The 24,909-nt window shown below is 61.2% G+C and carries 21 protein-coding genes; 11 read left to right on the top strand and 10 right to left on the bottom strand.

Annotated elements, in window-relative coordinates:
- The first annotated feature begins 13 nt into the window (after positions 1-13).
- Both exaA and HBR94_RS20125 read left to right on the top strand, forming a co-directional pair.
- A complete protein-coding gene (gene exaA, locus HBR94_RS20120) occupies positions 14-1,906 on the top strand; it encodes a quinoprotein ethanol dehydrogenase (protein WP_057439406.1) in 1,893 nt (630 codons plus the stop codon).
- Positions 1,907-1,993: 87 nt separating this feature from the next.
- Complete coding sequence (locus HBR94_RS20125) at positions 1,994-2,641, top strand: pentapeptide repeat-containing protein (RefSeq protein ID WP_057960075.1); 648 nt, start codon at positions 1,994-1,996, stop codon at positions 2,639-2,641.
- Between the two features lie 42 nt (positions 2,642-2,683).
- Here HBR94_RS20125 and HBR94_RS20130 read toward each other — a convergent pair whose 3' ends face one another.
- Positions 2,684-3,310 (bottom strand): response regulator transcription factor, encoded by a 627-nt coding sequence (locus HBR94_RS20130; protein WP_057439407.1) that lies wholly within the window; start codon positions 3,308-3,310, stop codon positions 2,684-2,686.
- 275 nt (positions 3,311-3,585) lie between these two features.
- Between HBR94_RS20130 and HBR94_RS20135 the strand changes: the two genes are divergently transcribed.
- Both HBR94_RS20135 and HBR94_RS20140 read left to right on the top strand, forming a co-directional pair.
- On the top strand, positions 3,586-4,140 hold the full coding sequence (locus HBR94_RS20135) for a PQQ-dependent catabolism-associated CXXCW motif protein (protein ID WP_057960077.1): 555 nt from the start codon (positions 3,586-3,588) through the stop codon (positions 4,138-4,140).
- A gap of 27 nt (positions 4,141-4,167) precedes the next feature.
- The gene (locus tag HBR94_RS20140; protein WP_029296512.1) at positions 4,168-4,833 is read left to right on the top strand and encodes a response regulator transcription factor; all 666 of its coding nucleotides are present in this window, start codon (positions 4,168-4,170) and stop codon (positions 4,831-4,833) included.
- Between the two features lie 491 nt (positions 4,834-5,324).
- Here HBR94_RS20140 and HBR94_RS20145 read toward each other — a convergent pair whose 3' ends face one another.
- The 6 genes from HBR94_RS20145 to HBR94_RS20170 all read right to left on the bottom strand — a co-directional run bounded on the left by HBR94_RS20145 (position 5,325) and on the right by HBR94_RS20170 (position 12,753).
- Positions 5,325-7,625 carry a PAS domain-containing hybrid sensor histidine kinase/response regulator gene (locus HBR94_RS20145; protein ID WP_120733526.1) on the bottom strand — a complete coding sequence of 767 codons (2,301 nt, stop codon included), beginning with the start codon at positions 7,623-7,625 and terminating at the stop codon, positions 5,325-5,327.
- The gene (gene nosP / locus HBR94_RS20150; RefSeq protein WP_057960094.1) at positions 7,555-8,718 is read right to left on the bottom strand and encodes a nitric oxide-sensing protein NosP; all 1,164 of its coding nucleotides are present in this window, start codon (positions 8,716-8,718) and stop codon (positions 7,555-7,557) included. Before nosP ends, HBR94_RS20145 begins: the two co-directional genes overlap by 71 nt.
- A gap of 258 nt (positions 8,719-8,976) precedes the next feature.
- Positions 8,977-10,152 carry a porin gene (locus HBR94_RS20155; RefSeq protein WP_169961114.1) on the bottom strand — a complete coding sequence of 392 codons (1,176 nt, stop codon included), beginning with the start codon at positions 10,150-10,152 and terminating at the stop codon, positions 8,977-8,979.
- A 153-nt stretch (positions 10,153-10,305) separates the two neighbouring features.
- Positions 10,306-11,109, bottom strand: a complete 804-nt coding sequence (locus HBR94_RS20160) for a sulfite exporter TauE/SafE family protein (RefSeq protein WP_057439411.1) — start codon at positions 11,107-11,109, stop codon at positions 10,306-10,308.
- 9 nt (positions 11,110-11,118) lie between these two features.
- Entirely contained in the window at positions 11,119-12,363 is a 1,245-nt protein-coding gene (locus tag HBR94_RS20165; protein ID WP_170045443.1) for an FAD/NAD(P)-binding oxidoreductase, read from the bottom strand.
- 54 nt (positions 12,364-12,417) lie between these two features.
- Positions 12,418-12,753: a metalloregulator ArsR/SmtB family transcription factor gene (locus HBR94_RS20170; protein WP_032860171.1), complete on the bottom strand. Its 336-nt coding sequence runs from the start codon at positions 12,751-12,753 to the stop codon at positions 12,418-12,420.
- 94 nt (positions 12,754-12,847) lie between these two features.
- Between HBR94_RS20170 and HBR94_RS20175 the strand changes: the two genes are divergently transcribed.
- A complete protein-coding gene (locus HBR94_RS20175) occupies positions 12,848-13,711 on the top strand; it encodes an MBL fold metallo-hydrolase (RefSeq protein ID WP_115128525.1) in 864 nt (287 codons plus the stop codon).
- Between the two features lie 15 nt (positions 13,712-13,726).
- Here HBR94_RS20175 and HBR94_RS20180 read toward each other — a convergent pair whose 3' ends face one another.
- On the bottom strand, positions 13,727-14,950 hold the full coding sequence (locus HBR94_RS20180) for an HD-GYP domain-containing protein (protein ID WP_169961116.1): 1,224 nt from the start codon (positions 14,948-14,950) through the stop codon (positions 13,727-13,729).
- 46 nt (positions 14,951-14,996) lie between these two features.
- Positions 14,997-16,622 carry a methyl-accepting chemotaxis protein gene (locus HBR94_RS20185; protein WP_057439414.1) on the bottom strand — a complete coding sequence of 542 codons (1,626 nt, stop codon included), beginning with the start codon at positions 16,620-16,622 and terminating at the stop codon, positions 14,997-14,999.
- A 494-nt stretch (positions 16,623-17,116) separates the two neighbouring features.
- On the opposite strand from HBR94_RS20185, the gene HBR94_RS20190 reads away from it, so the two are divergent.
- Entirely contained in the window at positions 17,117-17,992 is an 876-nt protein-coding gene (locus tag HBR94_RS20190) for a tyrosinase family protein (RefSeq protein ID WP_170045444.1), read from the top strand.
- A 1-nt stretch (position 17,993) separates the two neighbouring features.
- Here the strand turns inward: HBR94_RS20190 and bkdR are convergent, their stop codons facing one another.
- Positions 17,994-18,482 (bottom strand): Bkd operon transcriptional regulator BkdR, encoded by a 489-nt coding sequence (gene bkdR, locus HBR94_RS20195; protein WP_057439415.1) that lies wholly within the window; start codon positions 18,480-18,482, stop codon positions 17,994-17,996.
- A 196-nt stretch (positions 18,483-18,678) separates the two neighbouring features.
- Between bkdR and HBR94_RS20200 the strand changes: the two genes are divergently transcribed.
- From HBR94_RS20200 to HBR94_RS20220, 5 genes are all read left to right on the top strand, one after another.
- Complete coding sequence (locus HBR94_RS20200) at positions 18,679-19,914, top strand: 3-methyl-2-oxobutanoate dehydrogenase (2-methylpropanoyl-transferring) subunit alpha (protein WP_120733532.1); 1,236 nt, start codon at positions 18,679-18,681, stop codon at positions 19,912-19,914.
- A 1-nt stretch (position 19,915) separates the two neighbouring features.
- On the top strand, positions 19,916-20,974 hold the full coding sequence (locus HBR94_RS20205) for an alpha-ketoacid dehydrogenase subunit beta (protein WP_170045445.1): 1,059 nt from the start codon (positions 19,916-19,918) through the stop codon (positions 20,972-20,974).
- Positions 20,975-22,240 (top strand): dihydrolipoamide acetyltransferase family protein, encoded by a 1,266-nt coding sequence (locus HBR94_RS20210; RefSeq protein ID WP_115128528.1) that lies wholly within the window; start codon positions 20,975-20,977, stop codon positions 22,238-22,240. It begins immediately after the preceding gene.
- Between the two features lie 4 nt (positions 22,241-22,244).
- Complete coding sequence (lpdA, locus tag HBR94_RS20215) at positions 22,245-23,624, top strand: dihydrolipoyl dehydrogenase (protein WP_170045446.1); 1,380 nt, start codon at positions 22,245-22,247, stop codon at positions 23,622-23,624.
- A 184-nt stretch (positions 23,625-23,808) separates the two neighbouring features.
- Positions 23,809-24,828, top strand: a complete 1,020-nt coding sequence (locus tag HBR94_RS20220; protein ID WP_057439419.1) for a branched-chain amino acid aminotransferase — start codon at positions 23,809-23,811, stop codon at positions 24,826-24,828.
- The last annotated feature ends 81 nt before the right edge of the window (positions 24,829-24,909 follow it).

Genomic DNA, 24,909 nt, shown 5'->3' on the forward strand with positions numbered 1-24,909 from the left:
GGGAACTGCAACCATGACAATAAGATCGCTACCCGCCCTCTCGCCGCTGAGCCTTGCCGTGCAGGCTTTCCTGCTGGTCGGCAGCCTGTCCTTGAGTGCGGCGAGCTTCGCCGCTGCCGAACCTGCAAAGCAGACGCGCAACGTCACCTGGGAAGACATTGCCAACGACCACCTGACCACCAAGGACGTGCTGCAATACGGCATGGGCACCAACGCCCAGCGCTGGAGCCCCCTGGCCCAGGTCAACGACAAGAACGTGTTCAAGCTCACCCCGGCCTGGTCGTACTCGTTCGGTGACGAGAAGCAGCGCGGCCAGGAGTCCCAGGCCATCGTCAACGACGGCGTGGTGTATGTCACCGGCTCCTACTCCCGGGTGTTCGCCCTCGACGCCAAGACCGGCAAGCGCCTGTGGACCTACAACCACCGCCTGCCCGACAACATTCGCCCGTGCTGTGACGTGGTCAACCGCGGGGCGGCGATTTTTGGCGACAAGATCTACTTCGGCACCCTCGATGCGCGCCTGATCGCCCTCGATAAAAACACCGGCAAAGTGGTGTGGAACAAGAAATTCGGCGACCACGCCGCCGGCTACACCATGACCGGCGCCCCGGTGCTGATCAAAGACAAGGTCACCGGCAAGGTCCTGCTGATCCACGGCAGCTCCGGCGATGAATTCGGCGTGGTCGGCCAGCTGTTTGCCCGCGACCCGGACACCGGCGAAGAAGTGTGGATGCGCCCGTTCGTCGAAGGCCACATGGGCCGCCTGAATGGCAAGGACAGCACCACCACCGGCGATGTGAAAGCACCGTCCTGGCCGGATGATCCGACCACCGAAACCGGCAAGGTCGAGGCCTGGAGCCACGGCGGCGGTGCCCCTTGGCAGAGCGCCAGTTTCGATGCCGAGACCAACACCATCATCGTCGGCGCCGGCAACCCCGGCCCGTGGAACACCTGGGCGCGTACTTCCAAGGATGGCAACCCTCACGACTTCGACAGCCTCTATACCTCAGGCCAAGTGGGTGTCGACCCAAGCACCGGCGAAGTGAAGTGGTTCTACCAGCACACGCCAAACGATGCCTGGGACTTCTCCGGCAACAACGAGCTGGTACTGTTCGACTACAAGGACAAGGACGGCAAAGTGGTCAAGGCCACCGGCCACGCTGACCGCAACGGCTTCTTCTACGTGGTGGACCGTAACAACGGCAAGCTGCAGAACGCCTTCCCGTTCGTCGACAACATCACCTGGGCCAGTCATATCGACCTGAAGACCGGCCGCCCCGTGGAAAACGAAGGCCAGCGTCCGGCCAAGCCGCTGCCGGGTGAAACCAAGGGCAAGCCGGTGGAAGTCTCGCCGCCGTTCCTCGGTGGCAAGAACTGGAACCCCATGGCCTACAGCCAGGACACCGGCCTGTTCTACATCCCCGGCAACCAGTGGAAAGAGGAATACTGGACCGAAGAGGTCAACTACAAGAAGGGCTCGGCGTACCTGGGCATGGGCTTCCGTATCAAGCGCATGTATGACGACCACGTCGGCACCCTGCGCGCGATGAACCCGACCACCGGCAAGGTGGTGTGGGAGCACAAGGAGGCCCTGCCATTGTGGGCCGGCGTGCTGGCGACCAAGGGCAACCTGGTGTTCACCGGCACCGGCGACGGTTTCTTCAAAGCCTTCGACGCAAAAACCGGCAAGGAGCTGTGGAAGTTCCAGACCGGCAGCGGCATCGTCTCCCCACCGATCACCTGGGAACAGGATGGCGAGCAATACATCGGCGTGACCGTTGGCTACGGCGGCGCGGTGCCGTTGTGGGGCGGCGACATGGCCGAGCTGACCAAACCGGTGGCACAGGGCGGGTCGTTCTGGGTGTTCAAAATCCCGAGTTGGGATAACAAAACCGCACAAAAATAACCCCCCGTTGATGATCGTTCCCACGCTCTGCGTGGGAATGCCTCCCAGGGCGCTCCGCGCCCCAACGGCCACCACGAGGTCCCTGCCATGAACTACCTGCCCCTGTTACTCCTGCTCTCCCTCCCCCTGGCCTACGCCGACGACGGCGACGACCAACCCCTGGTCATCAACGGCTGCACCCTCGCCCCCCACAGCCAATGCCCCGGCGCCAACCTCAAGGGCGCCAACCTGCGCAACCAGGATTTGAGCAAAATGAACCTGGCCGGGGCCGATCTGCGCGAGGCCGACCTGCGCCACGCGAACCTCGACCTGGCCAACCTGGAAAAAGCCCAACTGCAAGGCGCCAACCTGACCCGCGCCAGCCTGCAGCAAGCCAACCTGCGCCTGGCAGATTTCAGCGGGGCCACTTTGATGGCCGTGCAAGGCTGGGGCATGTTTGCCCAGGGCGCGCAATTTGAAAACGCCAACCTCAGCGCGGCTTACCTGCAATTTGCGCGGTTGTCGGGGGCCAAGCTGCACAAGGCCAACCTGCGTGCAGCGGACCTGGAAATGACCTGGCTGAGCAAAGCTGACCTGCAAGGTGCGGACCTGAGCGACGCCAACCTGCAAGAGGCCAAGTTCGGTGAAAGCAACCTGGAACAGGCCACCCTCACCGGCACCCGCCAGCACTATGCAAACTTCCAGGACGCGAATATGGAGGGCTGCAAGGATTGCCCCACCACCTGGGACCGTTAACTTTTGCAGGCGCGGGCTTGCCGGCTCCTGCAGAGGAGCGACTTATCCCGCCGCCCGCACCACGCCCATATCAATCCCCACATGCACCAGCTCCGCATGGGAGCTGACCTGCAATTTGCTCTTGAGCAAGGTCAGGTGATTGGACACGGTCTTGCTGCTGATACTCAGTTGATCGGCAATGGCCCGGGTGGGTGTGCCCTTGGCCAGCATCAGGAAAATCTCCAGCTCACGGGCTGTCATGCCCTGCAGGCGATGATCGACCGGGTGGTAGGCCAGCTCGGTGGCCAGGGCCTGTTCGATATAGGTGTGGCCGTCGAGGATGCGCTGCACCGCTTCATTCATCACCGCAGGCGTCGCGCCCTTGGTGATATAGCCCGACGCACCGGCCTCCAGGGCCTGGCGTACCAGGGGCAGCTCCTGATGCTGGCTGAAAAACAGCACGCGCAATTGCGGCAGGCGCTGGCGCAGGCGGCGGGTGGTCTCCAGGCCACTGATGCCCGGCAGGCCAAAACCGGTGATCACCAGGTTCGGCACCGCCTCCTGCACCCGCGCCAGCGCCTCTTCGCCAGTGCCCGCCTCGCGCACCTCCACGCCCGGTAGCAGCGCCCGCAACAGGCTGCTGTAACCCAGGCGCACCACGGCGTGCTTGTCTACCAACAGGATATTCATGAGGCATGCGCCGGCGTCACCAACAACGGCGCCGGTCGCGGGCCGTGGAGCTTGTCCACGCCGATCAGGCTGACAATCAGCAAAAACGGCAAGAGCAGCGCCTTGAGAATTCGCATGATCGTACAACTCCTGAGGATGACCGGTACTTTCATGCTAGAGCCCTCAAGCGCCGGCTGATTTACTACTTTGGTACTGGTTTTGCTGTCTATCGTCGCATTCCCAAGGCAGCGCGACTGGCATGTAATAGACGCATAACTATAAGGATCGTACCTGCCATGCTGCCCGCCCGACTGACTCTGGCTGCCGTGCTGTCGCTGACCCCGCTGCTGGCTGCTGCCCAGCCGCCAACCGCGCTGTTTTCCCGCGACGGCTACCGCATCAACCTCTATCGCAGCCCCACCCCCGAACACCTGCCGGGCGCGACCATCGTCGATACCCAGGCCCTGCAAACCCTGCTGGCGCAACAGCCGCGCCCGGTGCTGATCGACGTCTACCGCCGGCAATGGCTGCACGGCCAGTTCATCGAAGACCAGCCCCACGCCAACCTGCCCGGCAGCCACTGGCTGGCCAATACCGGCGATGGCGAGCTGACGCCCGAGTGGCAGAGCTACTTTGCCCGCCACCTGTACACCTACACCGACGGTCACCTTGCCCACCCCTTGGTGTTCTACTGCCGCGCCGATTGCTGGTTGAGTTGGAACGCGGTAAAACGGGCCAAAGCCTTGGGCTATAACACTGTGTATTGGTATCGCGATGGCCTGGACGCATGGGAGGCCGCCAAGCTGCCCGTCGCCGCGGCACACCCTGAGCCCTTTGAGCTTGCCCCCTGAAACATCACAATAAAAAGGTGAACGGCCATGTATAAAATTCTGATTGCCGACGATCACCCGCTGTTTCGCGAAGCGATCCATAACGTCATCAGCGACGGTTTTGCCGGCAGCGAAGTGATGGAAACTGCCGACCTGGACAGCGCCCTGGCCCTGACCCAGGAGCACGACGACCTCGACCTGATCCTGCTGGACCTGAACATGCCCGGCATGCACGGCCTCAACGGCCTGATCAACCTGCGCAACGAAGCGCCGACCATACCGGTGGTGATCGTCTCGGCCGAACAGGACAAGCAGATCGTGCTGCAAGCCATCACCTATGGCGCGGTGGGCTTTATCACTAAATCCTCGCCACGGGCGCAGATGACCGAAGCCATCCAGCAGATCCTCAATGGCAACGTATACCTGCCGCCCGACATCATCCGCACCCAGAAAAACCCCGGCCAGCGGCGCATGCACGACAACCCGGCCTTCGCCCCGGAACTGCTGCAGGCCCTTACACGCAAGCAGTTGCTGGTGTTGGAGCGGATGACCAAGGGCGAGTCGAACAAGCAGATTGCCTACACCCTGGAAATTGCCGAGACCACGGTGAAGGCCCATGTGTCGGCGATTCTGCGCAAGTTGAACGTACATAACCGGGTGCAGGCGATCCTTAGCGCTGGAGATATCGACTTCGGCTCCTACCTGCGGCGCTGATTTTCCTTACAACTAAGCTCCCACAGGGGTACGCGTACGATTCGAAGATCAGGTCGGCTTTAAGGCCGCCTCGCTTTGCTTTTGATCTTGATCTTGATCTGAGGCGCCCCGTTAAACCACGCTGGCCGTCATCCGATATTGATTTGGGGGGTAACCCGGCAGGACGCCGGGTTAGCCGCGCTGGGCCATGGATGGCCCATCGCGGCGGCCCCCCAAATCAATGTCGGATGACGGGCACACCGAGCCTAGGCGAGGTGCCGAGTGGTGGGGCAAGAGCCCTTTTGGTTACTTTTGGGGCTCTTTTCCAAAAGTGACCCGCCGTAAGGGCGGAACCAATAGCAGCCGTGACCCCAGCAACGGATATGTACACAACCCCAGAAAAGACCTGTGTAGATACCTACGCCACGATAACGGTGTGTCATTCAGCATTTATTTGCCTGACCCACCGCTATCGCGGGCAAGCCCGCTCCCACATTTTGATCGAGGGTATGTCAGGGACGGCCCAAGAGGTGGCTCATGGCAGTCTTGAGTTTCATCGGCCGCACCGGCTTGTGCATCAGGGTATGCCCCAGCTCGCGGATTTGCAGTTTCAGTTCGTTGCTGTAATTGGCGGTGATCATCATCGCCGGAATGGCACTGGCCCGCCGCGCATTGATCCTGGCCACCGCGTCCACGCCGTTCTGTTCGTCATCCAGGTGGTAATCAGCAATCAGCAAGTCCGCCTGGGCATGGTAGTTGTCCACCTGGCGTGCCAGGTCCTGTTCGGACAAGGCGGTAATCACCTGGCAGCCCCAGCCTTCAAGCAAGGTACGCATACCGGCACAGATCGCCGCGTCGTTATCCAGCACCCACACCCGGGCGCCCTGCAAACGCTCCAGCATCGGCTCACTCATCACCGGCATAGGCAAGACCCTGGGTGCGGTGCTGCTCAACGGCACCTCCACACTGAACATCGAGCCCCGTCCCGGCCAGGAGCGCACGCTGATCCGGTGCCCGAGGATCCGCGCGATTTTTTCCACGATCGCCAACCCCAGGCCCAACCCACGATCCTGGTCCGGGCGTTGCACATCGCCGCGCTTGAACTCCTGGAAAATCTCCTCCAGGCGCTCCTCGGCGATGCCCATGCCGGTGTCCCAGACCTGGATCGACAACCGCTGATGCTCACGCCGACAACCCAGCACCACGCGCCCGCCGTAGGTGTAGCGGATGGCATTGCTCAACAGGTTGCGCAAGATTCTGGCGAGCAACTGGATATCGCTGCGCACCAGGGCCGAGCAGCCAATAAAATGCAGCTGCAAGCCTTCGCTGCGCGCCACTTGGGTGTATTCGGCGGCGAGGTTGTCCAGCAGTTCGCTCAAGGCAAACGGTGCGATATCGGCCTTGATCACCCCGGCGTCGAGCTTGGAAATATCCACCAGGGTGCCCAGCAGGTTTTCCACGTCTTCCAGGGAATTGCTGACGTTGCGCACCAGGGTCTCGTTGGCCACCGGGTCACGCCGCTCCAGCAAGGCCCCAGTAAACAAGCGGGCGGCATTCAGCGGTTGCAGCAGGTCATGGCTGACCGCCGCCAGAAACTTGGTTTTCGACAGGTTGGCCTGCTCGGCTTCCAGCTTGGCTTCGCGCAGGCGCGACTCCACGCGGCGGCGCTCGTCGATTTCCTGCAGCAGTTGGTCGTTGAGCGAAGTCAGTTCGGCGGTGCGCTCGCGCACTCGCAGTTCCAGGTTCTGATAAGCCTGGTGCAGGGCCTCGGCGGTGCGCCGGCGTTCGGTGATGTCGCGGATCAGCACAAAGATCCCCACCACCTCGCCACTGGCCAGGCGGTTGGGCACATAGGAACGCAGCATGTAGCGCTCCTGATGGTTGATATTGGTTTCGGCGAACTCGAAGGTCACGCTCTCCCCCGCCAGCGCCTGCGCCACGTAGGCTTCCAGGCGCTGGTAATGCTGTTCGCTGTGGGCCTGGCGCAGGCTTTTGCCGAGCATCGCGCCCTGCGCCCAGCAATACCATTGCTCGTAGACCTTGTTGGTGAACTCGTAGACCAGATCGGCATTGAGGTAGGCAATCAACGCCGGCACATGGTCGGTGATCAGGCGGATCCAGCGTTCGCTTTCCTGGGATTTCTGCGCGACGGCCTGTTCACGGCGCAGGGTTTCCGCCAGTTTGACGTCAGTGATGTCGGTAAACAGAATCACCCGCCCACCGTCCTGGGTCGGCCGCTCGCTGACTTGCAGCCAACGGCCGTTATCCAGACGGTAAAACAGGGTTTCATCAGCGTGCCCGTGGGCCTCTTCGGTGAACAGGCCGTTGACCGTCATCAGCCGTTTGACCTCACGCAGGCCCATGCCCGCGACAATCTGCACCGGGCTGTTGCTCCAGAACCCCTGGAAGCGGCTGTTGAACAACACAATATGTTGGTGCTGGTCGAACAGCACAAAGGCATCGGAAATGCTCTCGATGGCATCAATCAAATGCTGGTGGGCGGTTTCCGCGCGCAGCCGTGCATCGCGCAGCAGATGGTTGCTGGCCTTGAGTTCGGCCATCGCCTGGTTGAGCGCGTCGGTACGTTCGCGCACCTGCTCGGCCAGCACCACCGAATGCTGGAACGCCGCATAAGGGTCGTTGCCACGGGTCGCGCCGGACTCGACGCGCTCGATCAGCGCGGCGTTGATCCGCGCCAGCTTGCGATTGTCCTGCTGCAGGGCGCGGATCTGCGCGTGCAGTTCAGCGCTGTCCAGAGCTTCGACCACGGGCAATGGCGACCCCGGTAAAGGTCTGGTTGATGTGCATGCCATTGAACTGTTCTCCGTAGGTGTTGAACCCCATCACCCGTTGCTCACGCAAAAAGGCGCCGATCGGCTCCAGGGTGCCGTGCTCTTCGAGCTCCAGGCGCCGCAGGAAACAGTCGCAGCCGATGGTCAGCAGCAGGTCGCCGAGACGCGCTTGCAGGCCGTCGAACAGGGTCTGCAGGTTGGGCAGGATCGGCCCCGGGGTCATTGCGGTGAGGACGATGCCGTTTTCCACCGCGCAGTAGAAACTCAGGCTCAAGTCATCGTGGACCTGCTGGATCGCCCGCACGTAGTACTGCTCGTTGATACGCACCGCCAACGGATGGGCGGCGAAGATCCGGTGATCCAACTGTGCAACGGCCACGCCGATATGCCGTGCGTACTCCTCGGCGGCAGGTTCGGCATTCAACTCAAAGACCCGCCGCGACGCGCTGTCCGCGCCTGTCACCACCAGTTTGTGTGCCAAGGGCAGGATGTGGTGGGTGGTGAACACCTCGAAGTCCAGCCAGGTATTGACCAGCACCACGACAGCCGCGCCGCTGTGGAAGGCGCCGTCGAAATACACGTGGGTGTGGGTCAGGTGGTTGTCATCGCCAGCCGAACCGCCGAAATGCGGGATATCGCCGAGCGCTGCGCTCAGGGCGGCGAGGACCATTTCTTCGCGGCTGGACAGGCCGTCGAGCAGGGTCAAGGCAAAGCTGTTGCCCTTGATCGGGGCCAGGGTGTTGCTGCGACAGCCACCCACCAGGCGTTCGACCATTTGTTGCGCGTCGATCAGGCTGAAGTGCTCGACCTGGTCGATCAGTTCGGTGGCAATGGAAAAGTGCGCATGGTCAAACCCCACCGCCGTCACGCAATTGCGCCCGTAACCCTGGGGCGTGATCTCGCCGGCGCTGGTGCAACCCACCACGCGGACACCACCGAAACTGTGTTGCAGGGCCTGGCCGAGGGCCTGCAGGTCATAGGTGGCAGAGCAGAAGAACAGCACGAACCCCAGGTACGGGTGCAACAACTGGCACGCCAGCTCATCGGCCACCTGCTGCGCATCGCTGGCCTGGGACATGGCTGTGACTACGCCTTCGCTGTGCACCTGTTGCATGGTCATCTCCCCGTTGAAGCTCAAGTGTACGAACGCACGGGGTGGCGACCTATGCTACTTGGGTACTGGGTCGGGGCTTCGATGGGATGAGAGCCACCGGGCAACAGATGAATCTCTGTGGGGACTGGCTTTGTGTGGGAGCTGGCTTGCCTGCGATTGCATCACCGCGGTGTAACTGACCCACCGAGTCGCAAGCATCGCAGGCAAGCTGGCTCCCACATAAGCCAGCTCCCACACGTTTGACCGTGTTCCAGGTCATTACCAGGTCAGCACCGCACCTACGGCAAAGGTATCGGTGTCTTCATTCTGCGCACTGGTGTCGTGGCCGTTGATCTCGAACTGGTTGTACTCGGCCACCAGCTTCAGGTTGTCGTTGATGTCATGGAACAGGGCAATGCCCCGGGTTTCGTAGTCGGCGCCGCTGCCGACCACGCCGTTGCCGTCGTCCTTGGTCTTGCCGTAGGACAGCGCCAGGCGGTTCTTGCCCAGTTTGTAGGAGCCCTGCAGCAGGTAGCCATTGCTGTCGACATTACGCAAGGTGGCCTCCCCGGCGTTGTTGGTGAAGAACGGGTTGATGCCCTTGGCCTGGAAGCCGGAGCCGGTGAGCGACAAGCCGCCCATCTTCGCCTGCACCCCATAGCCCAGGCCCTTGGAGGTCACCGATTCGACGGTAGAGTCGGTGTTGTCCGAGGTCTGGTAGCTGCCGTTGAGCCAGCTGTAGATCTTCGCCCCGCCCACGTCGAACTGGTAGGTGATCTCGCTCTCGGTACGTGGGTTCTTCTGGTAGGCCTTGCCCAGCGGGCTGCTGTCGTTGGTGTCGACCGGGTCCATGATGCCCACGGCCACCCGCAGGCCGTCCATTACCGGGGTGCGGTAGGTGATTTGCGAGGTGGGGAACGGGTATGGGTAGCCACTGCCGATATTGCCGAACGAGACCCCGCCGCCGTCCACCAGGCCCAGGCTGTCGCTGACCTGGCCATAGCCGGCGAGCAGTTCGTCGAGCAGGATGTTGGAACGGGCGAACAGGCCGAAGTCCTTGCCGATCAGCACTTCGCCCCACTCGGGGTTGGCCACGGTGCCGTAGAACTGGCGCACGTCGATGGCGGTGTCGGTGCCGTTGGTTTCACTGTCGTTGATGGTCACCCAGAACGAGGCACGGGCGCCGAGCTTGAGGTCATCGACCTGCTTGCCCATGTTGAAGCCCAGGTAGTTGGGCAAAAAGCCCATTTTTACCCGCGACTGGCGCCGGTCGTATTGCTCGCCGGCACGGTCCACATCACTGTTGACGTAGAAGGCGTTGACGTAGCCATCGGTGGAGAAGGTGGTTTGGTCCTTGTCGTACAGCACGATCTCGGCCTGGGCCACCGAGCTCAAACCGAGGCTGGCGATAAAGGCTGGCAACAAACGACGGGGGAAGTTCTTATTGTTATGCATGGCGCGCTCCGCGACGGGGGTCTGGGTGTCGGAGGCGATTATCGAAAGCAAGGCAGCGCGGTTAAACGCTGCCTTGGAGGGAAATGCGCGGTGCTTTGGAGGGCGCCGAGGGCCCGCCACTTAAGGCTTACACCGGTAGGCGCGGGGTTGGGGTCAAAGGGCGTTGAACAACATCCCGCCTGCCACCACGATACACAGGCTGGCAAAGCCGATTTGCAAGGCCCGCGCCGGAATCAGCGAGCCCAGGCGCCGGCCGATGAGCATGCCGACGATGCTGGCACCAATAAACACCCAGCCGAGGGTGTCGATCACCACCCCGGCATGGAACGCGCCGACCACACCAATCAGCGAAATCAGGCTGATCACCATCAGCGAGGTGGCGACAATCCCGCGCATCTGCACATCGGTCAGTTGCTTGAACGCCGGCACGATCAGAAAACCGCCGCCCACCCCCAGCAGGCCCGATACCGCACCGGTCACCGCACCAAGGGCGGCCAGGGTCGCGGTGCATTTGGCGGTCCAGGAAAACCGCCCGGTCTGCTGATCGAGCATGCAGTTCTTCTGCCCCCAGGACGCGGCGCCATGGTCGCTGGGGCCGGCCTCGAGCTTTTCGCGCCTCAACATGCGCCACGCCACCAGCACCATCAGCGCGCTGAACAGGCCCATCAGGATCTTGTCCGGCAACTGATGGGCGAAGAACACCCCCAGCGGCGAAAACAGGGCGCCAAGCAAGGCAATCAGCAACGCCGCGCGGTACCGCACCAGGCCATGGCGCAAGCCATCAATCGCCCCCACCGCCGCCGCCGCCCCCACGGCGAACAATGACACCGGGGCCGCTTGGGTCATGGTCAAGCCCAGCCCCAGCACCAACGCCGGCACCCCCAGGATCCCGCCCCCGGCCCCGGTCAGGCCCATCACCAGCCCCATGAACACGCCAAAAAAACTTGCCAGCAGCATAGGGTTCTCTCACTCCACCTTGGCCAGACGGGTCAGCCATTCGCGGCCCTTGAGCATGCCGTTCCAGTAGAACCACGGCAGCAGCGTCGCCTTCAAAAACCACGCCGAGCGCCGCGCCACCGTCGGGTCGAGGGGAAAGGTCGGCAGCAGCCGGCCGCCATAACCGAACTCGGCCAGCACCACCTTGCCCTTCTCCACCGTCAACGGGCAGGAGCCATAACCGTCGTACTTGAGCGGCAACGGCGCCTGTCTGCGCAGGGCCAGCAAGTTCTCGGCGACCACCACGATTTGCTTGCGCACCGCCGCCGCCGTCTTGGCATTGCTGGTGGAGCACACATCGCCCAGGGCGAAGATGTGCGGGTAACGCACCTGTTGCAGGCTGTGGGGGTCGACCTCGCACCAGCCAGCGGCGTCGGCCAGTGGGCTGTGGCGGATAAAGTCCGGGGCCACTTGCGGCGGGACGACGTGCAGCATGTCGAAGGATTTTTCCTCGACGCTGATATTGCCTTCGGCGTCCTTGACCTCGAACCAGGCCTTGCGCGCCGGGCCATCGACCTTGATCAGGTTGGAGTTGAAGGCCAACTGCACGCCATATTTCTCGACATAGTTCATCAACGGCGGCACAAAGGTTGCCACGCCAAACAGCGCGGCGCCGGCCAGGTTGAATTCGACGTCGATGGTGTTCAGGTCACCTTGCTTGAGCCAATGATCGCAAGACAGGTACATGGCCTTTTGCGGCGCCCCTGCGCATTTGATCGGCATGGCTGGCTGGGTATAGATCGCCTTGCCACCCTTGAGCTGCTGCACCAGTTGCCAGGTGTAGGGTGCGTGCTGGTAGCTGTAGTTGGACGTAACGCCGTTGTGGCCCAGGGTCTGCTCCAGGCCTTGGATTTTCTCCCAGGCCAGGCGCAGGCCGGGGCAGACGATGAGGTTATTCCAGGTCACACGCTGGCCGCTGTCGAGCACCAGGGCCTGCTCGTCGGGCAGCAACTGACTGACCGCCGCCTGTACCCAGGTCACGCCGTCGGGCAATACCCGGGCCATGGGGCGCATGGTCTTGCGGATGTCATGGGCGCCGCCGCCCACCAGGGTCCAGGCGGGTTGGTAGTAATGTTCGGCGCTGGGTTCAATCAGGATGATATTGAGCTGCGGGTCGCGCTTGAGCAGGCTGGCCAGCAGGCCAATGCCTGCCGAGCCGCCGCCGATGACCACGATGTCGCCACTGATGGTCGGTCCCCAGTGTTGGTCGTTCATAGTCCTGGCCTTTCTTATTTCAACAATGCACACAAGGGTCGTTGCCGTATGGCGTCACGCCCAGCTTTTTATCACCGCCCCGCAGTACAGCCCGGAGAGGGTTTTCATCACTTGAATCACTTCGTGGCTGGCCAACCCGTAAAAGATGTACTTGCCTTCACGACGGGTCGCCACCAGCCCTTCGTCGCGCAGGATTCCCAGTTGCTGGGACAACGTCGGCTGGCGCACGCCGGTCATGGTTTCCAGCTCACCCACATTGCGCTCGCCCTGGGTCAACTGGCAGAGGATCAGTAGCCGGTCCTCATTGGCCAGGGCCTTGAGCAAGGTACAGGCCTTGGACGCAGACGCACGCAACTGGGCGACTTCACCTTCACTCAGACTGGATTCCATTTGCTTCGGTCCTTTCTCTCACTTAAGCTCAAAACATTATGTTTAAACATAAAGTGAATATCACGCCTTTTTTTAGCCATCAGGGACAACCGTCATGCCTGCGCTGATTCAACCCTTCCTGGACGAGGCCTCGTCGACCTGGACCTACATCGTCTATGAAGCGGACGGTGGACCCTGTGCCATTGTCGACTCGGTGCTCAACTACGACCCCGCGTCCGGACGCACCGACACGCGCCAGGCCGACCACGTCGTGGCGTTCGTCCAGGCCCATGGCTTGCAGGTGCAATGGCTGCTGGAAACCCACGCCCACGCCGACCACCTGTCCGCCGCGCCGTACCTGCGCCGTGTCTTGGGCGGCAAAATCGCCATTGGCCAGTCCATCAGCCAGGTGCAGGGCGTGTTCAAGCACCTGTTCAACCTGGAGCCGGCGTTTCGCGTTGACGGTTCGCAGTTCGACCATCTGTTCGCCCCCGACGAGGTGTTCCACATCGGCAACCTCAAGGCCCAGGCCCTGCACGTGCCCGGCCATACCCCGGCAGACATGGCCTACCTGATCGACGACCAGTTGATCCTGGTGGGCGACACCCTGTTCATGCCCGACGTGGGCACCGCCCGCTGTGACTTCCCTGGCGGCGATGCGCGCCAGTTGTATGCCTCGATGCGCAAGTTGCTGGCCTTCCCCGGCGACACCCGGCTGTACGTGTGCCATGACTATCCACCCGAGGGCCGCGAGGCCAAATGCCTGACCAGCGTGGCTGAACAGCGAGCGAGCAATATCCATGTGCATGACGGGGTGGATGAAGCGGCATTTGTGCAAATGCGCACCACCCGTGATGCCGGACTGGGCATGCCGACGCTGTTGCTGCCGGCGATCCAGGTGAATGTACGAGCGGGGAATATGCCGCCGGCGGAAGACAATGGCGTGGTGTACCTGAAAATCCCGATCAACCAGCTGTGACACGGCACATCGGGCTCAACTGAAGTAAGAGCCCTTGGGCTTGGGCAAGCCTGACCAAAGCTCGTCGATATGCTTGAAGCCCCAGTCCTCGATGCTCTCGCGAGCGACAATCTTGTCGCGCTGCTCGGCCAGGTTCACCACCACCTGGATAATGGGCAAGCGGGAGCGCGCCGAAAAGAACACTTTGACCCGTGGCGTGAGCAACGACTTCTGGCTTTGCTCAATCACCACACCGATACGCCCGCTCCCCAGGCGCACCAAGGCGCCCACCGGGTAAATCCCCATGCACCGGACAAACGCCTGGAACACCCGCTCATCGAAATGGCCTTTCCACTCGGCCATTTTCTGAATGGCATCGGCCGGCCCCCAGCCTTGTTTATAAGGCCGCTCTGAGGTCACCGCATCGTACACATCACACACCGCGCCCATGTGTGCAAACAAGCTGATCTGATCCTGGCGCAGGCCGTGGGGATAACCCTCGCCGTTGCACTTTTCATGGTGATGCAAGCACACATCCAATACCAGGGCGCTGATATGCGGGCTGTTGCGCAACATGTTCACCCCCTCCTGGGGATGGCTGCGCACAATCTCGAACTCCGCCTCAGTCAGCTTGCCGGCCTTGCTTAAAATGCCCTCCGGGATGGCCATTTTCCCCACGTCATGGAACAACCCTGCCAGCCCTGCCTCCTGGACCAATGCCGGCGACAGCCCCAACTGCCTGGCCAACGCGATCATCAAGCCACTGACCGCGACCGAATGCATATAGGTGTATTCATCGGCCCGCTTCAACCGGGCCAGGCTGATCAGGGCATGGGGGTGGCGCAAAATCGACTGGGAAATTTCATCCACCAGGCTAACCACGCGAGTAGGGTCGATCGCGCCCCCCATGCGCAAGTCACTGAACATTTCGACGACGGCACTCTTGGCCCGCGCGCACACCTTGACGGCACGCGCCACCTCGACCTTCATATCAACACGCGGGGGCACCGCAGATTGCGCCAGTGCAGCGACCGTTGAGGTAACAGCTGGCGAACGCGGCAGCTCGTCCGGCAGCACGTCGTCCCCCTTCTCGGTATCAATCCAGAGGCTCTGCACCTGTGACTGACGCAAACGCTGCAGGTCTTGCAGACGGGTCAGCAAAAAACTGTTTTTCCAAAAACCATGGTCAGTCCAGGCGCCGTTGAGCTTGTGGACGTACATACCCAACCTGACTTGCGAAGCAGGAATGCATTTCAACATAGGCATTACCTCACAGTTCAAGATCAAACAACCTGCCCGACTCGGCTCAGTTCACCGAGAACCTCGAAACAATCTGTTTGAGATCAATCGCCAGCTTCGACAGTTCATTACTGGCGATCGAGGTTTGACTGGCGGCCGACGAGCTCTGGATAGACAGGTCACGAATGCTGATGAGGTTCTGGTCGACAGAGCGTGCGACATGGGCCTGCTCTTCCGACGCGGTGGCGATCAGCAGGTTTCGCTCGTTGATATCCTCGATCGCGTGGGTGATTTGAGTAATGGCCGCACCCGCTTCATGGGCGATCTTCAACGAATCCACGGCTTCAGTTCGGTTCAGCCCCATCGAGAGCACCGCCTCACTGGAACAGCTCTGGATCTTCGCGATCATCTGTTCGATTTCCTGGGTCGAGGTCTGCGTTCTATGGGCCAACGCCCTGACCTCGTCGGCCACCACCGCAAAGCCGCGCCCCTGCTCGCCGGCCCGGGCCGCTTCGATGGCCGCATTCAGGGCCAGCAGGTTGGTTTGCTCGGCAATGGAGCGGATGACTTCCACCACCCTTGCAATGTCCTGGGCCTGTTTGGCCAGCCCCTCTACTTCGACCCCGGTTTGCTGGACGGTGGCGCTCAATTTTTCAATCGAAGCGATGGTCTGGGTCACCCGCTCCTGGCCGACTTTTGCCGAGCGTTGGGAGTCCTGGGTCGACTGGGAGGCCGACACCGCATTACGCGCCACTTCTTCTACCGCGGCAGTCATCTCATTGACCGCCGTGGCGGCCTGATCGGTCTCCATACTTTGTCGTTCAATACCGGCACTGGACTCCTTGGTGATCGAACTCATCTCTTCAGCAGCCGATGCCAGTTGGCCGGATGCTTCGGATATATGCTGCAAAGTACTTTTCAAACTCATCTGCATGGCTGCAGTGGACTGTTGCAGGTCGGTCAGTTCGTCCTTGCCGCTGATCTGGATGGCGACACGCAAGTCTCCCTGGGCAATCTTCGCCGTCGCGGCCAACAGTTCGCCAACCGGCGTGATGATACTTTTGGTGAACAGTCGGGCGACCACAATGGTCAACAGCACCGACGCCACCATCAGGATCAATGTGAACAATCGGGCAGCATCATATTCATGGGCCGCAGTGGCCACTGCGGCCTGCCCACCCGTTTCGTTGATAGCCAACAATTCCCCAATCATGGACTGCAGCTTAACGGCCAGAGGGCTGGTGTAATCTCTAAAAAACACACTCAAGTCAGCAGCCGAATGTGAACTGTCCATGGCCAGCAACTCATCAACTTTCAGGTTATAGGCCTGTATATCCCGTATGACTTGATCATATTTATTCTTTTCTTCGGGACTGGATACAAACGAAGCATACTCATTGCTTACTTTAACCAGCGCACTACTCGCCTCTTTAACAGCACCGACCGAAGTTGAACTTAGCCGATTAGCATCCAGTGCAAACCTGCGCAACTCCAAGCGAAGTTTCAATAACGTACTTTCCATCTTTCCAGCCTGACGAATGCTGGGTAGCCAGTTAGTTTCTATTTGCACAGTGGACGAATAGACTTTGTCAACTTTCACCAGGGTCATCGCGCCTTGTATTAAAAGCAACAGGCACACCACGCCAAAACACAGGGTGGTACGGGAGTTCAATCTTATGGATCTCATTGACATGGCAATTCCCCTAGGCTTACTGGCTCAAGGACTTTTACAGCCTCGATGGCATCAGTGTGTGGAGCGTTCTGTGAAAAAAATGTAGGCCTATCGTTGTTTTATGGAGCCGACAAACAAAAAATCACGCAAACCACTACTTAGCTAACTACTCATATAAGTCAAGTAGACCAAGAATACGCCGCGACGATAACAGACGGGCGAGCACCCTTAGAGCCTTAAATAGCCAGATGGACTAGTTTCTCATTCTCTATGACTCGCTCTTCCGAATAAGACATGAGCTTAGCAGATACCTTACTGCCCATAAGGACAAGCGTTTTTTATAATAATGGCTTGCTCACCAGACACTTCCAGATGATCGCTATCAGTCACATCGCCTCGTATGAATAGAAACAATTGCGTATTACCGACGTTACGAGAGGAAGATCTATACACCACATTCTGCTGCCTCCCCCACGGATACTCCAGGAACCCACATTCTATGGAGCATCTGAAACATGGACATCCGACGTAACCACCGCGACCTGACCGGGGAGCAGAAACGAGCCTTTGTCACCGCCATTCTGCGGCTCAAGAACGACGTTCCAAGTGTCCTGCGCCCCGGCCTGCAGAGCCGCTATGACGATTTCGTGCAGGTCCATCGCAACTCTATGGGCGGGCCCAACCCACTGGTCCCCAACCCCCACCAAAGCCCGCTGTTCTATCCCTGGCACCGGATCCTGATTCGGCAGTTCGAACTGGCGCTCAAAACCGCCGCAAATGATCCGTCTATCACCCTGCCCTATTGGGATTGGCAGCTAGAGGGTCGCAGCAACCCCTTCACCGCCGATTTCATGGGGGGCAACGGCGACAACATGCAAAACCAACGTGTCACCACCGGCCCATTTTCCGTGTTCAACGGCGCATTCGAACTCAAGGTGTGGGACGACAATTCGGGTGATCAGGGTCTGCGTCGCGACCTGGGGGCAAATCCCGAGCAGCCCTTGCCAGGCCCCCTGGAAGTGATTTCAACGTTGGCGCGCACCCCGTACTGGCAAGTCCCCGTGGCTGAAGCCTCCGGCGGTTGGGAAAATGTCAGTGAAGACCGATTGCACAACAGGGTTCATGCCTGGATCGGCGGCGATATGACCACCGCCTCCTCTTCCAATGACCCGCTGTTTTTCCTGCACCATTGCCATCTGGACTTTCTGTGGGAGCAGTGGCGCCAGCAGCATCCGATCAGCGAGCCGTTCCAGCCCAGGGCTGAAGCCCCCAACGGCGTGCTGGACTCAAGCCTGGTGTTCAACCCGCCAAACGAACCGGCACCCTGGCCAGAGCGCTGGACCGTCAGGCAGACCCTGGACCTTGAGCAACTTGACTACCGTTATGAATAAGTCAGCTGCCTAGGTTCAAACCATTGGCCGGCAGCGGCAGCGCGGTCTTGTAGCGCACCTGCTTGAGTGCAAAGCTCGAGCGGATGTTCGCCACACCCGGCACCTTGGTCAGAAAATCCATCATAAAGCGTTCCAGCGACTGGATGGTCGGCACCAGCACCCGGATCAGGTAGTCCGGGTCGCCGGCCATCAGGTAGCACTCCATCACCTCCGGCCGGTCGGAAATCGCCCCCTCGAATTGCTGCAGGGCTTCCTCGTTCTGCTTTTCCAGGCTGACGTGGATAAACACATTGACGTGCAGCCCCAGCAAATCGGCGTCCAGCAGCGTGACCTGGTCACGGATCAAGCCCAATTCTTCCATCGCCTTGACCCGGTTGAAACACGGCGTGGGCGACAGGTTGACCGAACGTGCGAGGTCGGCGTTGGTGATGCGGGCATTCTCCTGAAGGCTGTTGAGAATCCCGATATCAATACGGTCCAGCTTGCGCATGAGACAAAACCACCTGTTTATTATGTTTATGCAGATTTTTTATCCTCAAATGATCTCAGGCGCAACCAAACAGAGATAAATATTCTCCACGCCCCGGCCTATGATTGTTGTAGGACAAGATTTCTCCTACCCGGGGACTGACTGTCAGCTAAGCGCGCCCACTACAAGAAATTCACAAGATCGAGCGTAGAAAGCCATGACCCAGCAATACGAACCGCTGCGCCTGCACGTTCCCGAGCCTTCTGGCCGTCCAGGTTGCAAGACCGACTTTACCTACCTGCATCTGACCGATGCGGGTACGGTGCGCAAACCCGCAATTGACGTAGAAGCCGCCGACACCGCCGACCTGGCCAAGGGCCTGATCCGCGTGCTCGACGACCAGGGCCAGGCCCTGGGCCCATGGGCCGAAGGTGTCCCGGTAGACATTTTGCGCCGCGGCATGCGTGCCATGCTCAAGACGCGGATCTTCGACAACCGCATGGTGGTCGCCCAGCGTCAGAAAAAGATGTCGTTCTATATGCAAAGCCTTGGCGAAGAAGCCATCGGCAGCGCCCAGGCCCTGGCCTTGAACATCGACGACATGTGCTTCCCCACCTACCGCCAGCAAAGCATCCTGATGGCCCGTGAAGTGCCACTGGTAGACCTGATCTGCCAACTGCTGTCCAACGAGCGCGATCCGCTCAAGGGCCGCCAGTTGCCGATCATGTACTCGGTAAAAGACTTCGGTTTCTTCTCCATTTCCGGCAACCTCGCCACCCAGTTCGTACAGGGCGTGGGCTGGGGCATGGCCTCGGCGATCAAGGGCGATACCAAGATTGCCTCGGCATGGATCGGCGATGGTGCCACCGCCGAATCGGACTTCCACACCGCCCTGACCTTCGCCCACGTGTACCGCGCGCCGGTGATTCTCAACGTGGTCAACAACCAGTGGGCGATCTCCACCTTCCAGGCCATCGCCGGTGGTGAAGCCACCACCTTCGCCGGACGCGGCGTGGGTTGTGGCATCGCCTCCCTGCGGGTGGACGGCAACGACTTTATCGCGGTGTACGCCGCCTCTGCCTGGGCCGCCGAACGCGCGCGCCGCAACCTCGGCCCGACCCTGATCGAATGGGTCACCTACCGCGCCGGCCCGCACTCCACCTCCGATGACCCCTCCAAGTACCGGCCTGCCGACGACTGGAGCCACTTCCCGCTGGGCGACCCGATTGCCCGCCTCAAGCAGCACCTGATCAAGATTGGCCAGTGGTCCGAAGAGGAACACGCCACGGTCAGTGCGCAGCTGGAGGCCGAAGTGATCAGCGCGCAGAAAGAAGCCGAACAGTACGGCACCCTGGCCGGTGGCCAGATTCCAAGCGCCGCGAGCATGTTCGAAGACGTTTATAAAGAGATGCCGGAGCACTTGAAGCGCCAGCGTCAAGAGTTGGGGATCTGACATGAACGATCACAACAATAAAATCGAGCTGGAAACCGCCATGACCACGACCACCATGACCATGATCCAGGCCCTGCGCTCGGCCATGGATGTGATGCTTGAGCGCGACGACAATGTGGTGGTATTCGGCCAGGACGTCGGTTACTTCGGCGGCGTGTTCCGTTGCACCGAAGGCTTGCAGAGCAAGTACGGCACCTCGCGGGTGTTTGATGCGCCGATCTCCGAAAGCGGCATCATCGGCGTGGCCGTGGGCATGGGTGCCTATGGCCTGCGCCCGGTGGCTGAAATTCAGTTCGCCGACTACGTGTACCCGGCCACCGACCAGATCATCTCGGAAGCGGCGCGCCTGCGTTATCGCTCGGCCGGCCAGTTCACTGCACCGCTGACCATGCGCATGCCCTGCGGCGGCGGCATCTACGGCGGCCAGACCCACAGCCAGAGTATCGAAGCGGTGTTCACCCAGGTCTGCGGCCTGCGCACGGTGATGCCGTCCAACCCCTATGACGCCAAGGGCCTGCTGATCGCCTCCATCGAAAACGATGACCCGGTGATCTTCCTCGAGCCCAAGCGCCTGTACAACGGCCCGTTCGACGGCCACCACGACCGCCCGGTGACGCCGTGGTCCAAACACCCGCAAGCCCAGGTGCCGGACGGCTACTACACGGTGCCGCTGGATGTGGCTGCCATCGTGCGTCCAGGCTCGGCCGTCACGGTGCTGACTTACGGCACCACCGTGTACGTATCGCAAGTGGCCGCCGAAGAAACCGGCATCGATGCCGAAGTCATCGACCTGCGCAGCCTGTGGCCGCTGGACCTGGAAACCATCGTCAAGTCGGTGAAAAAGACCGGCCGTTGCATGGTGGTGCATGAAGCCACTCGGACCTGCGGTTTTGGTGCCGAGCTGGTGTCGTTGGTGCAAGAACACTGCTTCCACTACCTGGAAGCGCCTATCGAGCGTGTGACCGGCTGGGACACCCCCTACCCCCACGCGCAAGAGTGGGCGTATTTCCCTGGCCCGACCCGTGTGGGCGCGGCTTTGCAACGGGTCATGGAGGTCTGAATGGGCACGCACGTTATCAAGATGCCGGACATTGGCGAAGGCATCGCAGAGGTTGAGTTGTCGGTATGGCACGTCAAGGTCGGCGATATGGTCGTGGAAGACCAGGTGCTGGCGGATGTGATGACCGACAAGGCGATGGTGGATATTCCCTCGCCGGTCCATGGCAAGGTGATATCACTGGGCGGCGAGCCGGGTGAAGTCATGGCCGTGGGCAGTATCCTGATCAGCATTGAAGTCGAAGGCGCGGGCAATACCCGGGAGTCGGCGTTGTCGGCGGTGGTTGAAGGAGCCGCGCCGGCCCCAAAAGCCGAAATCAAGGCTCCTGCGGTTGAAAGCAAACCGGCCGCCAAGCCGGTGGTGGCCGCCCAGGCCCCGGTGGCCCGCGACGCCAATGAGCGCCCGCTGGCCTCGCCCGCCGTGCGCAAGCATGCGCTGGACGCCGGGATCCAACTGCGCCTGGTCCAGGGCTCGGGCCCGGCCGGGCGTATTCTGCATGAAGACCTCGACGCCTATCTGCAACAGGGCAGCACCCGCGCCTCGGCCGGCGCCAACCCGTATGCCGAGCGTAACGACGAAGAGCAGATTCCGGTGATCGGCATGCGCCGCAAGATCGCCCAGCGCATGCAGGACGCCACGCGCCGCGCCGCACATTTCAGCTACGTCGAAGAGATCGACGTGACGGCCCTCGACGACTTGCGCGTACACCTCAATGAAAAACACGGCGCCAGCCGCGGCAAGCTGACGTTGTTGCCATTCCTGGTGCGCGCGATGGTTGTGGCCTTGCGCGATTTCCCGCAGATCAACGCGCGTTATGACGACGAAGCCCAAGTCATCACCCGCCTTGGCGCGGTGCATGTGGGCGTCGCCACCCAGAGCGATGTCGGCCTGATGGTGCCCGTGGTGCGTCACGCCGAGGCGCGCAGCCTGTGGGGCACCGCCGAAGAAATCACCCGCCTGGCCAACGCCGCGCGCAATGGCAAGGCCAGCCGTGACGAACTGTCGGGCTCGACCATCACCCTGACCAGCCTCGGCGCGTTGGGCGGGATTGTCAGCACCCCGGTGCTGAACCTGCCGGAAGTGGCGATTGTCGGCGTCAACCGCATCGTCGAGCGACCAATGGTGATCAAGGGGCAGATCGTGATCCGCAAGATGATGAACCTCTCCAGCTCCTTCGATCACCGGGTGGTCGATGGCATGGACGCGGCGCAATTCATCCAGGCCATCCGTGGCCTGCTCGAACAACCCGCCAGCCTGTTCCTGGAGTAAGGGCATGACTCAGACTTTGCATACCACGCTGCTGATTATCGGCGGCGGCCCGGGCGGCTATGTGGCGGCGATTCGCGCCGGCCAACTGGGCATCCCGACCATTCTGGTAGAAGGCCAGGCGTTGGGCGGTACCTGCCTGAATATCGGCTGCATTCCGTCCAAGGCCCTGATCCACGTTGCCGAGCAGTTCCAGCAAACCGTGCACCACAGCCAGGGTTCGGCCCTGGGCATCGAAGTGGATGTGCCGACCCTGGACATCCGCAAGAGCGTCGAGTGGAAGGACGGCATTGTCGACCGCCTGACCACCGGGGTTGCCGCGCTGCTGAAAAAGCACAAAGTGCAGGTAATCCACGGCTGGGCCAAGATCGTCGACGGCAAGACCGTGGACGTGGATGGCCAACGCATCCAGTGCGAGCACCTGCTGCTGGCCACCGGTTCGAAAAGCGTCAACCTGCCAATGCTGCCGATTGGCGGGCCGATCATTTCGTCCACCGAAGCCTTGGCGCCGAGCAGTGTGCCAAAACGCTTGATCGTGGTGGGTGGCGGTTATATCGGCCTGGAACTGGGGATTGCCTATCGCAAACTCGGGGCCGAAGTCAGCGTGGTCGAAGCCCAGGACCGCATCCTGCCGGCCTACGACGCCGAGCTGACGCAGCCGGTCGCCGAATCCCTCAAGCAGTTGGGGGTCAAGCTGTACCTCAAGCACAGCGTGACGGGTTTTGAAGGTGGCAGCCTACAAGTGCGCGATCCGAATGGCGAGACCCTGGCCCTCGACACCGACCAGGTGCTGGTTGCCGTCGGTCGCAAACCCAACACCCAGGGCTGGAACCTGGAAGCCTTGAACCTGACGATGAACGGCGCGGCAATCCAGATCGACAGTCGTTGCCAGACCAGCATGCGCAATGTGTGGGCCATTGGCGACCTGAGCGGCGAACCGATGCTGGCGCACCGGGCCATGGCCCAGGGCGAAATGGTCGCGGAGCTGATCAGCGGTAAATCCCGCGAGTTCAACCCGGCGGCGATCCCGGCGGTGTGCTTTACCGACCCGGAACTGGTGGTGGTCGGCAAGACCCCGGACGAAGCCAAGGCTGCGGGCCTGGACTGCATTGTCTCGAGCTTCCCGTTTGCGGCCAATGGCCGGGCCATGACCCTGGAGTCCAAGACCGGCTTCGTGCGGGTGGTGGCACGCCGCGACAATCACCTGATTGTTGGCTGGCAGGCCGTGGGGGTTGGCGTGTCCGAACTGTCCACGGCCTTTGGCCTGAGCCTGGAAATGGGCGCGCGCCTGGAGGATGTGGCAGGCACCATTCATGCCCACCCGACCCTCGGTGAAGCCGTGCAGGAAGCGGCGCTGCGGGCGCTGGGGCATGCCCTGCACCTCTGACCAACTCTGGGAGCGGGCTTGCCCGCGATAGCAATGTGTCAGTGTCAGAGGCGTTAACTGACCCACCGCTCTCGTGAGCAAGCCCGCTCCCACACAGGCCAAGAATGAAGTATTGTTGCGCCCATCCAGAAATAAACCAAAAGCCTGCCTTCGACCAGGCGGTTGAAAAGAGATAGAGGGTGTCATGGGTAACGAAAGCATCAATTGGGACAAATTGGGTTTTGACTACATCAAGACCGACAAGCGTTTTCTCCAGACCTGGAAAGACGGCGCCTGGCAAGAAGGCACCCTGACCGAAGACAACGTGCTGCACATCAGCGAGGGCTCCACCGCCCTGCACTATGGCCAGCAGTGCTTTGAGGGCCTGAAGGCCTATCGCTGCAAGGACGGTTCGATCAACCTGTTCCGCCCGGACCAGAACGCCGCCCGCATGCAACGCAGCTGCGCCCGCCTGCTGATGCCGCAGGTGCCGACCGAAGCCTTCATCGAGGCATGCAAGGCAGTGGTCCGCGCCAACGAGCGGTTCATCCCGCCGTACGGCACTGGCGGCGCGCTGTACCTGCGCCCGTTCGTGATCGGCACCGGTGACAACATCGGCGTGCGTACCGCGCCCGAGTTCATCTTCTCGATCTTCTGCATCCCGGTCGGCGCCTACTTCAAGGGCGGCCTGACCCCGCACAACTTCCTGATCTCCGGCTACGACCGCGCCGCGCCGAACGGCACCGGCGCCGCCAAGGTCGGTGGCAACTACGCAGCCAGCCTGATGCCCGGCTCCCTGGCGAAAAAAGCCAACTTTGCCGACTGCATCTACCTGGACCCGGCCACCCACTCGAAAATCGAAGAAGTCGGTTCGGCCAACTTCTTCGGGATCACCCACGACAACAAGTTCGTCACCCCGAACTCGCCGTCGGTGCTGCCAGGCATCACCCGCCTGTCGCTGATCGAACTGGCCAAGACCCGCCTGGGCCTGGACGTGGTCGAAGGCGACGTGCTGATCGACAAGCTGGCAGACTTCAAGGAAGCCGGCGCCTGCGGTACGGCGGCAGTGATCACGCCTATCGGCGGGATCGAGTACAAAGACAAGCTGCACGTGTTCTACAGCGAAAAAGAAGTCGGCCCAGTGACCCAGAAGCTCTACAAAGAGCTGACCGGTGTGCAGTCCGGCGACGTTGAAGCGCCGGCTGGCTGGATCGTCAAGGTCTAAGCCCCGCTGCGCAACAAAATGTGGGAGCGGGCTTGCTCGCGAAAGCGGTGGATCAGTCAACGTCATCAGTGACTGACCCAC

Origin of the sequence: Pseudomonas sp. WS 5412 (assembly GCF_012985615.1) — a bacterium.
GTDB lineage: Bacteria > Pseudomonadota > Gammaproteobacteria > Pseudomonadales > Pseudomonadaceae > Aquipseudomonas > Aquipseudomonas shahriarae.

Coding starts and splice junctions, on each gene's coding strand:
- exaA (WP_057439406.1), top strand. CDS start 14: ATGACAATAAGATCGCTACCCGCCCTCTCGCCGCTGAGCCTTGCCGTG.
- HBR94_RS20125 (WP_057960075.1), top strand. CDS start 1,994: ATGAACTACCTGCCCCTGTTACTCCTGCTCTCCCTCCCCCTGGCCTAC.
- HBR94_RS20130 (WP_057439407.1), bottom strand. CDS start 3,310: ATGAATATCCTGTTGGTAGACAAGCACGCCGTGGTGCGCCTGGGTTAC.
- HBR94_RS20135 (WP_057960077.1), top strand. CDS start 3,586: ATGCTGCCCGCCCGACTGACTCTGGCTGCCGTGCTGTCGCTGACCCCG.
- HBR94_RS20140 (WP_029296512.1), top strand. CDS start 4,168: ATGTATAAAATTCTGATTGCCGACGATCACCCGCTGTTTCGCGAAGCG.
- HBR94_RS20145 (WP_120733526.1), bottom strand. CDS start 7,625: ATGGCATGCACATCAACCAGACCTTTACCGGGGTCGCCATTGCCCGTG.
- nosP (WP_057960094.1), bottom strand. CDS start 8,718: ATGCAACAGGTGCACAGCGAAGGCGTAGTCACAGCCATGTCCCAGGCC.
- HBR94_RS20155 (WP_169961114.1), bottom strand. CDS start 10,152: ATGCATAACAATAAGAACTTCCCCCGTCGTTTGTTGCCAGCCTTTATC.
- HBR94_RS20160 (WP_057439411.1), bottom strand. CDS start 11,109: ATGCTGCTGGCAAGTTTTTTTGGCGTGTTCATGGGGCTGGTGATGGGC.
- HBR94_RS20165 (WP_170045443.1), bottom strand. CDS start 12,363: ATGAACGACCAACACTGGGGACCGACCATCAGTGGCGACATCGTGGTC.
- HBR94_RS20170 (WP_032860171.1), bottom strand. CDS start 12,753: ATGGAATCCAGTCTGAGTGAAGGTGAAGTCGCCCAGTTGCGTGCGTCT.
- HBR94_RS20175 (WP_115128525.1), top strand. CDS start 12,848: ATGCCTGCGCTGATTCAACCCTTCCTGGACGAGGCCTCGTCGACCTGG.
- HBR94_RS20180 (WP_169961116.1), bottom strand. CDS start 14,950: ATGTTGAAATGCATTCCTGCTTCGCAAGTCAGGTTGGGTATGTACGTC.
- HBR94_RS20185 (WP_057439414.1), bottom strand. CDS start 16,622: ATGTCAATGAGATCCATAAGATTGAACTCCCGTACCACCCTGTGTTTT.
- HBR94_RS20190 (WP_170045444.1), top strand. CDS start 17,117: ATGGACATCCGACGTAACCACCGCGACCTGACCGGGGAGCAGAAACGA.
- bkdR (WP_057439415.1), bottom strand. CDS start 18,482: ATGCGCAAGCTGGACCGTATTGATATCGGGATTCTCAACAGCCTTCAG.
- HBR94_RS20200 (WP_120733532.1), top strand. CDS start 18,679: ATGACCCAGCAATACGAACCGCTGCGCCTGCACGTTCCCGAGCCTTCT.
- HBR94_RS20205 (WP_170045445.1), top strand. CDS start 19,916: ATGAACGATCACAACAATAAAATCGAGCTGGAAACCGCCATGACCACG.
- HBR94_RS20210 (WP_115128528.1), top strand. CDS start 20,975: ATGGGCACGCACGTTATCAAGATGCCGGACATTGGCGAAGGCATCGCA.
- lpdA (WP_170045446.1), top strand. CDS start 22,245: ATGACTCAGACTTTGCATACCACGCTGCTGATTATCGGCGGCGGCCCG.
- HBR94_RS20220 (WP_057439419.1), top strand. CDS start 23,809: ATGGGTAACGAAAGCATCAATTGGGACAAATTGGGTTTTGACTACATC.